Source organism: Mucilaginibacter sp. (assembly GCF_039925265.1).
GTDB lineage: Bacteria > Bacteroidota > Bacteroidia > Sphingobacteriales > Sphingobacteriaceae > Mucilaginibacter.
In genome coordinates, this window is sequence record NZ_JBDSZG010000014.1 from 93,960 (window position 1) to 107,303 (window position 13,344).

The window sequence follows — 13,344 nt, forward strand, 5'->3', positions numbered from 1 at the left end:
AAAGATTCCCCCTGCTTAGCTAATTGAATATATGGAAGCAACAATACTAAACAATAACAGGGTAGATTACCCAAAAGAGAAGGCTTTGTTCGATCTTTTTAACGAGAGCGTGCAGGCATATCCCGATAAAATTGCCATTAGCTTTCACGACCGTTCTTTAACCTACAGTGAAGTTGCCAATACCGCCAACCGGATAGCTGCACTATTGGTTCAAAAAGGGATTAAAAAGGGTGACATTATTGGGCTGGCCTTAGACCGCACGCCCGAGATGATCATCTCGCTTTTAGCCATCCTAAAATCAGGCGCGGCGTACGTTCCCCTCGACCCGGAGTACCCAAAAGACCGCATAGAATTTATGCTGGAAGATTCGGGCGCAAAAATATTGATTACATCTGCAAAATACGCCGGGCACTATGCGGCAAATACAGAAGAAGTTTTAATTGAACAGGCGCTTGCAGATTCGGCAGCGCTGATACCCGAGCAACCCAATGCAGGTGTTACCGGTGCCGACCTTGCCTACGTTCTTTATACTTCCGGCTCAACTGGCAAGCCTAAAGGCGTGCAAATTGCCCACCATAGCCTGGTGAACCTGATGCTGAGCTACCAAAAGGTGCCGGGCATTACCTCTGCCGATAAAACCCTTGCGGTTGCCACTATTTCCTTTGATATAGCGGGTGTAGATATTTACCTGCCCCTGAGCAATGGTGCCGAACTTGTGCTGGCAGACTCACTTACCGCTAAAGATGGCCGCGCACTGTTAGAAATTGTACGCAACCAGGGCATTACCATATTGCAAGCCACACCTTACACCTGGCGCATGATGCTTGAGATTGGCTGGGAAGAGCATTTGCCTATAAAAGTTTTCTGCGGTGGCGAGGCTCTGGCAAAAGATCTGGCTGCAAAGCTTATCCCCCGTTGCGATGAGCTTTGGAATATGTACGGTCCTACCGAAACCACCATCTATTCTATCATAAAACACGTTACCGATGCCGATGATATTACCATTGGCTACCCGGTTGCCAATACGCAGATATACATTGTTGATGAGCAAATGAATAACCTTACCGATGGCGGCATCGGCGAGATATTTATTGGTGGCGTGGGCTTGTCGTGGGGGTATTTAAACCGCCCCGACCTGAGCGCCGAAAGGTTTATTGATAACCCTTTCTCAACTATCCCCGGTGATAAAATATACAAAACCGGCGATCTGGGTAAACTAAAACCCGATGGCGAGGTGGTATACCTTGGCCGGATAGACCACCAGGTGAAAGTTCGCGGCTACCGCATAGAGCTCGGCGAAATAGAATTTAACCTGGGCAAACTGGCTGGCATTAAGGAGGCTGTTGTTATCGCCCGCGAAGACACACCCGGCTACCCTCGTTTGGTTGCCTATTTATTGCTGGATACCGGGCAAACGGGCCATCCCTCGTCTGAACAATTAGACACCTGGCAAAACGCGCTGCTTGCCGTATTGCCCGAGTATATGGTACCCGATGATTTTGTACTGCTGGATGTTATCCCGTCAACCCCTAATGGCAAAATAGACCGTAAGGCATTACCTAAACCCGATTATAGTTACATCGTCCGATCGGAAGCGTTTGTTGCACCGCGCACCAGCAACGAAAAGCTGGTGGCAGATATCTGGCAGGAAATGATGGGGCTGGATAAAATAAGCATGGTTGATAACTTCTTCCAGTTGGGTGGCCGATCTTTAGTCGCGGTAAAAATAATGGCCAAACTGGAAGAGAAAACAGGCAAACGCCTGCCACTGGCAACTTTATTTGAATATTCTACCGTAGAAAAATTGGCCGCGCGCCTGGAGATCAATTCTGAGTTAATTACCTGGGATTCTTTAGTACCGATAAAGCCAAAAGGAAGCAAAATGCCTTTGTATATTGTGCATGGCGCAGGTTTAAACGTGTTACTGTTTAACGCGCTGGCTATGAACCTGGATGACGAACAACCGGTTTACGGTTTACAGGCCAAAGGTATTAACGGTATTGACGAACCACTGGATGTAATGGAAGAAATTGCTGCCAATTACGTGGAAGAGATCATCAACCACGACCCTGTTGGCCCTTACGCTGTTGCAGGGTACTCTTTAGGTGGGCTGATCGCTTATGAAATGGCCAAACAAATGTTGGCAATGGGCAAAGATGTAAGGATGCTGGCCATGTTTGATACGTATGCCGATCAAACCAAGATACATACGCCACCGCTCAAACGCGCTATAAAAGATGCCTGGTTCCTGGTAAAACAGGTGGCCTATACCCCTATCCTTTTCATAGAAGACCCAAAACGTACCATTGAGTATAAAAGCCGCGAAATAGGGCGCAGAATTACCAAGATCTATAAAAAGGCCTTCCCTAATAAAGTAAAGAAAAAAGAAGGTTTTGCTGCTTATACCGACGATATCCACGAAAAAAGTGAAATGGCGCAACGCAATTATTTGCTGACGCCTGTTGACATTAAGATAGAGCTGTTCCGCGCTGTAAAGAAAACATTCTATATGGATGATTCTAAAAATTTAGGCTGGATCCCTTATGCGCTAAAAGGTGTCAACGTACACGATATCCCGGGTGAGCATAACACCATCTTCGCACCGCCAAACGATAAGCAATTTGCAAAAGTATTGCAGGAGTGTTTGGATAAAGCGGTGAAATAAAAACGGATACCAATTTCACGAAATAAAAAACTTTAGAGACGCGAAGTATCGCGTCTCTTTTTTGTATTACAGCGCCAATTTGCGTTAGGGATTGGAGCGGATACCGGCCTGTGGATAAGGCCTGCGCAGTATGAGCGGAAAGCCCAGGCCGAAGGCAACGCCATGATAAACCTTGATGGATCATTTTCTCTGTCGACGAAACCACCAAAAAATAAATCAACTTAAACTAAATATTTATTTATCAACCTCAATATTTATTCAATAAAAGTTATTTAAATTCATAGGAAAATAACTAACCTACTCCATGAACTACATTAACACCCTTTTCCGTTCGCGAAGGGGCCCTGCCGTTGTTGCAGCAACACTTTTACTTGTCGCATTATCCATTTATTTAGTCCGCGCCCACAACCATAAAAAAAATGGCCCCGACTTTAGCCGGTATATCGAATCGTATACCACGGGTGTAATATCCAAGCAAAGCACCATCCGCATTAAGCTTGCCGGAGAGGTACAGGTTACCCATGCGCAGGGCGAAGAGCTAAGCGATAAGGTATTCGATTTCTCCCCTTCCATAAAAGGAAAGGCCTATTGGCTGGATGAGCGTACCATAGAGTTCCGCCCGGAAGGCAAACTGGACCCGGATAAAAAGTACGATGCAGATTTTAATCTCGGAAAAATAATAAAAGTTGATGGCGCGTTTGAGCATTTTAAGTTCGACCTCCAAACTATTAAACCCGATTTTAGCGTATCGTTTGTGGGGCTCACCAGCGCTACCAACAATTCTGCCGATATGATGAATCTTACCGGCACCCTGCAAACCGCCGATATGGAGAACCAGGAAAAAATAGAAAAAATACTCACCGCAAATTACGATAGCCCGGTTACAGTAGCCTGGCAGCATAACCCGGCAACCAAAACGCATAAGTTTACCATCACCGGTATCAAAAGAGCAAGCATCTCCTCCCCTGTGAAAGTTAACTGGGATGGCAGCGGACTGGACATTGATAAAACTGGCAACCAAAGCTTTGATGTACCGGCCGTTGGCGATTTTAAAGTACTGGATATTAAAGCAGTTCAGGATAACGACCAGTATGTAGCAGTGCAGTTTTCAGACCCCATAATGGTTGGGCAGGAACTAACCGGGCTGATAACGGTTGGCAGCCTTACCGATGCCGCTTACACCATAGACGGCAGCGTGGTAAAAGTTTACGCGCCCGAAAGGCTGGAAGGCAACTTCGGCGTAGTGGTGAACGAGGGCGTAGAAAGCGTGTTCCATAAAAAAATAAACAAGGCATATACCAGTAATGTATTCTTCGAGAACCGGCTGCCTTCGGTATCTATCCCAGGTAAGGGCGTTATCCTCCCCGACTCGGGCAAATTGATGATGCCCTTCGAGGCCGTGAACCTGAAAGCGGTAGATGTGAGGATCATTAAAATTTATGCCAACAACGTGCCCCAATACTTCCAGGGCAATGGGTTTGACGGCAGCAACGAACTAAGGCAGGTAGGTAAACCAATTTTAGAGAAAACGATAAACCTCGCTACCGACAAGGGGCTCAATCTGCACAAAAAAAACCGCTTTATGCTGGATGTGGATAAGCTTTTCCGCGCCGAGCCGGGTGCTATTTACCGCGTGGTGATCGGTTTCAGGCAGGAATACTCTCTGTATAATTGCAAAGCCGGCAGCCCTGTAGCCGTGAAAGGCGATGACGCGGACAGCGATGGTGAAGATTACTACAACGAGTATAGCAACAACACTGGCGGCGTAAATGATGAGGACGATGATTTCTGGTCGAGATATGATAACTACTATCCCGAAGGTTACGAATGGCAAAAACGCGCAGACCCTTGCGATAACTCCTACTTTACCAAGGACCGTTGGGCCACACGCAATATCATCGCATCCAACATCGGGCTGATCGTTAAACGCGGCAATGATAACAACATCACCATTGCGGTAACCAATATCCTAACCGCCGAACCGATGAAGGGCGTTGATCTGGAACTATTGGATTACCAGAAACAGGTAATTTGCAAAGTAACATCTGATGGCGACGGTATGGCCAAGCTGCATATGAAGCGTAAGCCTTACCTGCTGGTTGCCAAACACGGTAAAGAACGCGGTTATCTTAAGTTGGATGATGGCAGCTCGTTACCGCTCTCCCGTTTCAACGTAGGCGGAGAACAGGTACAGAACGGATTAAAAGGCTTCATCTACGGCGAGCGTGGCGTATGGCGCCCCGGCGATTCGATATTTACCACCTTTATTTTAGAGGACAAGCTTAAAACGCTCCCGGCAGATCATCCGGTGGAGTTTGAACTGTATAATCCCAACGGGCAGTTGTACAAAAAACTAACCCGCACAAGTGCTGTGGATGGCTTCTACAGCTTCCATACCGCTACTGAGACGTCCTCGCCTACAGGCAACTGGTCGGCCAGAATAAAGGTTGGCGGCGCTACATTTGAGAAGAAGATAAAAGTGGAGACCATTATGCCTAATCGCCTGAAGTTGAAGCTTGATTTCGGTGCGGCAACGGAACTCACCAAAGGCAGCGGCGCAAACGGCAAGTTGAGCGCACAATGGCTCTTCGGCGGCGCGGCACAAAATTTAAAGGCTAAGGTGGATGCTTTCCTGTCGTCTAAAAAGACAAGTTTTGAAGGTTTCGACGGCTATGAATTTGACGACCCTATCCTCGCCTTTAACACCCAAACACAAACGGTTTTCGACGGCCGGTTAAATGAGAACGGTGTAGCAGATGTAAATACGGATATTAATGTAGAAAAACAGGCACCGGGGCAACTGCGTGCCAACTTTGTAGTAAAAGTGTTCGAACCGGGCGGTAACTTCAGTCTGCAGCAGGCCGCTATGGACTATAACGTTTACCCCGGATACGTGGGTCTTAAAACACCAAAAGGTAGCGAATTATCCGGCATGTTGGTTACGGATAAGAATCATGATATCGAAATTGTAGCTGTTGATACCAAAGGCAAACCGTTTAGCGGTACACGCAACGTAGAGCTGGAGCTTTTTAAAATTCAATGGCGTTGGTGGTGGGACGAAGGCGGCAATGAGATGAGCAATTTTACCCAGGATAAATATAACAAGCTTATTAAAACAGGTACTGTTACGCTTAATAACGGGCGTGGCAAGTATACCCTCCGTATCCCGCAGGCAGATTGGGGCCGTTACCTCATCCGTATAAAGGACCCGGAGACAGGGCACTCTACCGGTAAGATCATGTACGTGGATTGGCCAAACTGGTCGGAACGCTTGCAGCAGACCGCGCCAACTGAGGCGGCGATGCTATCCTTCACATCCGACAAAACAAATTATAAAGTTGGCGAAGACGCTACCCTTACCATCCCAACCGGTGGCGACGGGCACGCGCTCATCAGTTTTGAGAACGGCAGCAAGGTTTTAAAAACAACTTGGATAGATACAAAAAAGGGCGAAACCCGCTACACTTTTAAGGTGGACGAAACCATGGCGCCAAACGTTTTTGTGAACGTAACACTGTTACAGCGCCATTCGCAAACCAAAAACGATTTGCCGATACGCATGTATGGCGCTATCCCGCTCAATGTGGATAACCCCGAAACCATCCTGAAACCGGTGATCACCATGCCGGATAAGATTCGCCCCGAAACGCAATCGGCTATTACGGTATCTGAGGCGACCGGCAAGGCCATGACCTATACCATCGCTATTGTTGATGAGGGCCTGCTGGATATCACCAACTATAAAACGCCAAATCCGCATGAGGCTTTCTATGCCCGTGAGGCTCTTGGTGTAAAAACCTGGGACTTATTTGATTATGTTATTGGCGCATTTGGCGGCGGCTTAGAACGCATCCTCAGCATCGGCGGTGACGGTACCGGCGGTGTGAACAAAAATGTGACCGTAAACCGCTTTAAACCGGTGGTAAAATTCATGGGGCCGTTCCGTTTGGAGAAAGGTGCAAGCCAGACCACCAAATTTACGCTGCCACAATACGTAGGTTCGGTAAAAGCCATGGTTATTGCCGGGCACAATGGCGGCTACGGTTTCGCTGAGAGAGCGGTGGCCGTTAAAAAGCCGCTGATGATACTGGCAACTCTGCCAAGGGTATTAGGCCCGTCGGAAAAAGTGCAATTGCCGGTAACAGTTTTCGCGATGGAGGATAACATTAAATCGGTAACGGTACAGGTGCAATCCAATGCCTTCAGTAATCTTGGGGGCAACAACACCAAGGTGGTTACCTTCAGCAAACCGGGTGATCAACTGGTTACCTTTGATCTGGATGTAAAGGATTTTGTGGGTGTTGGTAAGGTGAAGATCACCGCCAAATCGGGCGGCGAAAGCACGGCTTATGATGTAGAGCTTAACGTTCGCAACCCTAACCCACCCGTAAGCCGGGTTACCGAAAAGGAGCTAAAACCGGGCGAAACCTGGGTTGCTCCGTATGCAGCTATCGGTATAAACGGCACCAATAAGGCCAGTCTTGAGGTGGCCAGCATCTCGCCGCTCAACCTGGGCAAGCGGCTGGAATACCTCATCACCTATCCGCATGGATGTGTGGAGCAAACCACTTCTTCGGGCTTCCCGCAGTTATACCTGGGCCAGTTACTCGATCTTTCATCGCGCCAAAAAGCGGAGACAGATCGTAATATCAAATATAGCATCAATCGCTTAAACGGCTTCCGCACACAAAGCGGCGGGCTGAGCTATTGGCCGGGAAATGCTGATGCCGATGAATGGGGAACCAACTACGCCGGGCACTTCCTGCTGGCTGCACAGGCGAAAGGCTATAGCCTGCCTGCCGGACTGATAAATGATTGGAAACGTTATCAGAAGCAAAAAGCGGTGAATTGGTCGCCCGATCCACGGACCAACATTCACGGTTACTATTACTATACCGACCTGGTACAGGCTTACCGCCTATTCCTGCTGGCCTTATCCGGCTCGCCCGAATTAGGTGCTATGAACCGCTTGAAAGAGTACCAATACCTGAGCGTTGAAGCACGCTGGCGTTTGGCAGCGGCCTACAAGCTTGCCGGACAGCCGGAGGTTGGATTGCGAATGATCAATGGTTTATCTACAGATATCGCCCCATACAATGCCATGTACGGTACCTATGGATCCGACATGCGTGATGAAGCGATGATCCTGGAAACGCTCACCCTATTAGGCCAGCAGCAAAAGGCCGCAGGTGTGTTACGATCTGTTGCATCGCGGTTATCGGTTGATAGCTGGTACAGCACACAAACCACCGCTTACTCGCTCGTAGCGATAGCGGAATATTGCGGCTCCAATAAATCGGGCAGCAAGTTGCTGTTCAACTACCAGGCAAATAACGATAAGGCGAATATCAACTCGGCCTCCTATATATGGGCTTCGCCGATAGCAGCCAACGGTGGCAAAGTAACCATGAAAAACACAGGCACCAACCGGCTTTACGTAAGGCTGATCCAGCAAGGACAACCATCATCCGGGCAGGATGTTAAAACCTATGTTAACCCGGATATTTTGCAGTTACGCGTGGGTTACTTCAGCCTGGGCGGCAAACCTATCGATCCAACAAAACTGAAACAAGGCAGCGATTTTGTGGCACAGGTAACCATTAAAAACCCGGGTAAACGCGGGCGGTATGATAATATGGCGCTTACGCAGATCTTCCCTTCAGGATGGGAGATATTGAACACCCGCATGCTAAATAACGACGAGGCTTTTAAATCCTCCGCATCCGATTACCGCGACATTCGCGACGATAGGGTGAATACCTATTTCAGCCTGGGCGAAAATACCGAAGTAACGTATTACGTAATGCTGAACGCGGCCTATGCCGGTAAATACTACTTGCCGGCGGCGTACTGCGAAGCTATGTATAACCACGATATAACCGCGCTGATAAAAGGGCAATGGGTTGAGGTGGTGAAATGATAAACACGAATCCGCACTGATTAAATCGAATCGTGAAATTAGGGTGATATCATGTCCCAAATCGCCCATAACAATGGCGTATTTGCCCATTTGCGGTAAGTGGCCGAACCATATATTTGTTCTATAAACACGCCAATTATGAAGCTAAAAGATAATGCCCAAACAGCTACTGTTGAAATAAATTCCCCAATAGAAAAGGTATGGGAAATATGGCATAACCCTGCCGACATCATCCATTGGAACACTTTTTCCCCGGATTGGCATACCTCGCACGCGGAAAACGATCCGCAGCCGGGTGGCAGGTTCCTGTTTGTAATGGGCTTAAAAGATGGCAGCTTCAGCTTTAATTTCGAAGGGATCTACAAGGACGTTATCCCCAATCAACTCCTCACTTACACGCTGGATGACGGGCGAAGTTCTGTTATCAAATTTATCGCCGGTAACCCGGTTACCATAACCGAAAGTTTCGAACCCCAGGATAACGACCCTGTTGAAGATCAACAAGGTGCCCGCCAGGCTGTCTTGAATAATTTAAAAGCTTATATAGAAGGCAAATAATTTTTGGCCTTAAAGCAAAAAAGCGGTCCCAACAAAGTCGGGACCGCTTTTTTTATGAATATTGTTAAACGTTTATTTCGCCGGGGTGATCACAATGTTACGGTAATCTATCGGTCCGTGGTCGCCTTGTATTAATAGTGGGCCGGGTTCGCCTTCGCGGCTGTTAAGCGCGCCGCCCGTAATACCGGGGATCTCCGCACGGGAAATTACTTCGGTGCCGTTGGCTACTATAGTAACCAGACGGCCAACCAGTGTAATATCGTAGCTTTGCCATTCGCCCGGGTTTTTAGCCGTCATTTTATTTGGCGGCAAAAAGCCATATACCGAACTAAACTGGTTGTTGATCGGCTCCGGCTCGCCACTTTTGGTGTCAATTATTTGCACTTCGTAACGGCCTCTCAGGTAAACACCACTGTTGCTGCCCTGTTTGTAACGGAACTCGATATGCAGTTTAAAATCGCCGAAAGTTTTATCCGTAATTAGATTAGAGCCCGATTTAAGGCTGCGTAAAACGCCTTTCTCCACTATCCATTGATTTGTGCCTTCGGTATGCCATCCTTTGGTGTTCTTACCGTTAAATAAAACAATTGGCTTGCCCCAAACCGGCGCTTTGGTTGGCAGCATTCTTGGTGCGCGAACGCCGGTAAAGCTGTAGCTTTTGCCATCGGTGTAAACCATGGTGCCTTTTATCACATCGCCGCCAACTTCAAATTCAAAATCCATATTGCGGTCGCCCTGCTCCCATTGCGGCGGGATAGAGAAACTAAATTTACCATCGTGCGGTTTTACTTCTGATATAGGGCGCGCGCTGCCAAAAGCATACGTAAAACGACCGATAAGGGTATGTGTGCCCGATTTCTGCACTTCCAGCCACGAAGGCTGGGTTTTACCGTCCTTTTCCATCGTTAGATCCCATCGCCCAATTACGTCGGGATCCTTTACCATCGCATGGTCCTGAGCCGAAACTTTGATAGTGGAAAGAAGCAATAGCGCTACAATAACCTGCGCGCCCGCAAAACGAAAAATACGTTTCATAGATAAAACCGGTAAAATTTTCATATGGTAATAATTAGTTCCTAAATCTACAAAGTTAATTGGGAATACAAAACTACCACCCCATTTTGAGCGGGTTTGGCGTTGCCTGCGGCCCGTGCTTTACGTTCCAACTCCTCATTTCGCGCCGCTGATAGAAGCGCCGCTCCATTCCGGGGTTTCCACTGCAATCACTAACGCAGGCGGTATGTGGCGAGTTTTACAGGAAACAAAAAAAGACGCGAAGTATCGCGTCTCTACAAAAATTCTATCGCGATGTCCTCTTATTTTTCGTACAACTCCAGCGGCAAACCATCCGGATCAGCGAAGAAGGTAAAACGTTTACCAGCGGTTTCGTCTATGCGGATCGGTTCGGTAACAACGCCGCATTCGTTTAGATGAAATACGGCTTCGTCTATATCATCCACCTCAAAAGCAAGGTGTCGTAAACCGGCGGCCTCGGGATGTGATGGACGTGCGGGCGGATTTGGGAACGAAAATAACTCTATCTGGTACTGCCCGCTAACTTCCAGATCGAGTTTGTAGGAATCGCGTGTTTCGCGGTAAGTCTCCAATAATATCTTAAATCCAAGCACTTCTGTGTAGAAATGCCTGGATTTTTTATAGTCGCTACAGATAATTGCAACGTGGTGAATTTTATTCAGTTTCAGCATTATGCTTCACCAAGGCTTACATGTAATACGTTGCTATGTACCATTTTAATATCGGTGATATTACCGAACAGTTCGCCATCGATATTAGTATTGCCGATGCCGTTAACGGTACCCAGGGTGCTAAATTCAACTTCGCTGGTAGCCATCATTTCTATGAAACGCTCTTCATCATCAGGCGCAACGCTCACTACTACCCTGCCCTGTGCCTCGCCAAAAAGGAAAGCATCCTTGCGGATAGCGCTATCAGTATCGATATCAAAGCCTAGGCCGTTTGGCAGGCAAGATTCAACCAAAGCAACATAAAGCCCACCATCAGCCACATCATGTGCCGACTGAACTACTTTATGTTTAATAAGTTGCTTAACCACCTGGTGCATGGCGTATTCTTTATCAATATCAAAATAAGGCGCGGGCGCTTTAGATATTTTATGGTACGAAGCCAGGTATTGCGACGACGCGATATCGTTTTGCGATTCGCCTATTAAGTAAATTAAGTCGCCTGGTTGTTTAAAATCAAGCGTCATCAGGTTACTCTGATCATCCATTACGCCCAGCATACCAATGGTTGGCGTTGGGAATACCGGTCCTTCATCTGATGATTGGTTGTAAAAGCTCACGTTACCGCCGGTTACCGGGGTCTCGAATTTGCGACAGGCCTCGCCCATTCCTTTTATGGCACCTACAAACTGCCAGTAAACCTCCGGCTTGTATGGGTTACCAAAGTTTAAACAATTGGTTATTGCAACGGGTTCACCACCAGCGCAGGTAATGTTACGCGCGGCTTCGGCTACGGCAATGGCCGTACCTTTCTGCGGATCGGCGTATACATAGCGCGAGTTACAATCGCAGGTTAATACAATGGCTTTATCAGAACCTTTTACAGCCACAACTGCCGCGTCGCTTGGGCGGTTGGTGGTCATGGTAGCGGTACCGATCATGGAATCGTACTGGTCGGTTACCCAACGTTTTGACGCGATGTTTGGATGCGCAATCAAATGTTCTGCAACATCTATTAAGTTAGTTGGCTCAGCAACGTCTTCTATTTTAAATTTCTGGTTCTCGGCAAAGTAAGCCGGTTCGCGGTATTCGCGTTCGTAGATCGGGGCACCACCACCAAGTACCAGGTCATCTGCAGGTACATCGGCAACTTTTTCGCCGTTCATAAAATACTCCAGGCGCTGGGTATCGGTCACCTCGCCAATAATAGCGCAGTTTAGGTCCCATTTATCAAAAACCGCTTCTACGAGCGCTTCTTTACCTTTTTCTACCACAATAAGCATGCGTTCCTGAGATTCGGAAAGTAGTATCTCGTACGGTTTCATGTTTTCCTGGCGCATTGGTACGCGATCCAGGTGGATGATCATACCATGCTCACCTTTGGCGCTCATTTCTGAGTTGGAGCAGATAATACCTGCCGCGCCCATGTCCTGCATACCCACAACGGCGCCGGTTTTAATAACTTCTAAAGTTGCTTCCAGTAATAGTTTCTCCTGGAAAGGGTCGCCTACCTGTACAGCCGGTAAGTCGTTTACCGAATCTTCGGTAATATCTTTGGACGCGAAAGCCGCACCGTGGATCCCATCCTTGCCTGTGGCCGAACCCACAATATATACCGGGTTACCCACGCCGTAAGATGTCGCGGAAACGGTTTCACCCGCCTTTACAATACCTGCCGAAAATGCGTTCACCAGCGGGTTGATGTTATAGCATTCGTCGAAGAAAAGCTCGCCGCCAACGGTTGGGATGCCGAAGGCGTTGCCGTAATGGCTGATGCCTTTTACTACTCCTTTTACCAGCCATTTCGTTTTATCTAAACTCAAATCGCCGAAACGGAGGGAGTTCATTTGGGCAATGGGCCTTGCACCCATCGTAAATATATCGCGGTTGATACCGCCCACACCTGTTGCAGCGCCCTGGTATGGTTCCAGCGCCGATGGGTGGTTATGTGATTCTATTTTAAAGGCGCAGCCGATGCCATCGCCAAGGTCTACCAAACCTGCGTTTTCTTCGCCGGCCTTGGCCAGCATACGCGGACTATCCTTTGGCAATGTTTTTAGCCAGGTGATTGAGTTTTTATAGGAACAGTGCTCGCTCCACATTACCGCGAAGATAGAAAGCTCGGTAAAGTTGGGTACGCGGCCCATTATTTCATTAATTCTGGTAAATTCTTCGGGTAAAAGGCCAAGGTCTTTGGCGGTTTCAACGGTAGTTAATTCCTGGTTCTCCAATGTTTAATTGTTTATGTTGAAAGGATGCGCAAAATTAGGAAAAAGAGCTGAAAGCGTAAAGCAGAAAGGTAAAACGTTCATGTATAAACGCACAGCATTATTAATCGCTAATTGGAGGCTTTATTCGGCGCAAAGCGGAAAATCCCCCACAAGTGTTCCACAAATAAAAGTGGAACACTTATTTTTAAAACAATATTGACAGTCAGCTATTTACAGTTTTTCGTGAAACACTTTGGAACACCCCTGCACGTTAAGTAATCCTTATAA

6 protein-coding genes are annotated in these 13,344 nt (G+C 47.6%); 3 read left to right on the top strand and 3 right to left on the bottom strand.

The annotated features are described in order from the left end of the window. Positions 1–31: 31 nt before the first annotated feature. From ABIX36_RS06765 to ABIX36_RS06775, 3 genes are all read left to right on the top strand, one after another. Entirely contained in the window at positions 32–2,665 is a 2,634-nt protein-coding gene (locus tag ABIX36_RS06765) for an amino acid adenylation domain-containing protein (RefSeq protein WP_348081402.1), read from the top strand. A gap of 304 nt (positions 2,666–2,969) precedes the next feature. Further along, positions 2,970–8,585 (top strand): MG2 domain-containing protein, encoded by a 5,616-nt coding sequence (locus ABIX36_RS06770; RefSeq protein ID WP_348081403.1) that lies wholly within the window; start codon positions 2,970–2,972, stop codon positions 8,583–8,585. A gap of 138 nt (positions 8,586–8,723) precedes the next feature. Next, positions 8,724–9,143 (top strand): SRPBCC domain-containing protein, encoded by a 420-nt coding sequence (locus ABIX36_RS06775; RefSeq protein ID WP_348081404.1) that lies wholly within the window; start codon positions 8,724–8,726, stop codon positions 9,141–9,143. A gap of 72 nt (positions 9,144–9,215) precedes the next feature. Here the strand turns inward: ABIX36_RS06775 and ABIX36_RS06780 are convergent, their stop codons facing one another. The 3 genes from ABIX36_RS06780 to purL form a co-directional block, all read right to left on the bottom strand. Continuing rightward, entirely contained in the window at positions 9,216–10,178 is a 963-nt protein-coding gene (locus ABIX36_RS06780; protein WP_348081405.1) for a DUF1080 domain-containing protein, read from the bottom strand. A gap of 281 nt (positions 10,179–10,459) precedes the next feature. Next, positions 10,460–10,849, bottom strand: coding sequence for a VOC family protein (locus tag ABIX36_RS06785; RefSeq protein ID WP_348081406.1), 390 nt, complete (start codon positions 10,847–10,849; stop codon positions 10,460–10,462). Next, positions 10,849–13,077 carry a phosphoribosylformylglycinamidine synthase subunit PurL gene (gene purL, locus ABIX36_RS06790; RefSeq protein WP_348081407.1) on the bottom strand — a complete coding sequence of 743 codons (2,229 nt, stop codon included), beginning with the start codon at positions 13,075–13,077 and terminating at the stop codon, positions 10,849–10,851. The genes ABIX36_RS06785 and purL overlap by 1 nt, the downstream gene beginning before the upstream one ends. Between the last annotated feature and the right edge of the window lie 267 nt (positions 13,078–13,344).

Bases quoted from the DNA above. Each gene is read 5' to 3' on its own strand.
- ABIX36_RS06765 (WP_348081402.1), top strand. From the start codon at position 32: ATGGAAGCAACAATACTAAACAATAACAGGGTAGATTACCCAAAAGAG.
- ABIX36_RS06770 (WP_348081403.1), top strand. From the start codon at position 2,970: ATGAACTACATTAACACCCTTTTCCGTTCGCGAAGGGGCCCTGCCGTT.
- ABIX36_RS06775 (WP_348081404.1), top strand. From the start codon at position 8,724: ATGAAGCTAAAAGATAATGCCCAAACAGCTACTGTTGAAATAAATTCC.
- ABIX36_RS06780 (WP_348081405.1), bottom strand. From the start codon at position 10,178: ATGAAACGTATTTTTCGTTTTGCGGGCGCGCAGGTTATTGTAGCGCTA.
- ABIX36_RS06785 (WP_348081406.1), bottom strand. From the start codon at position 10,849: ATGCTGAAACTGAATAAAATTCACCACGTTGCAATTATCTGTAGCGAC.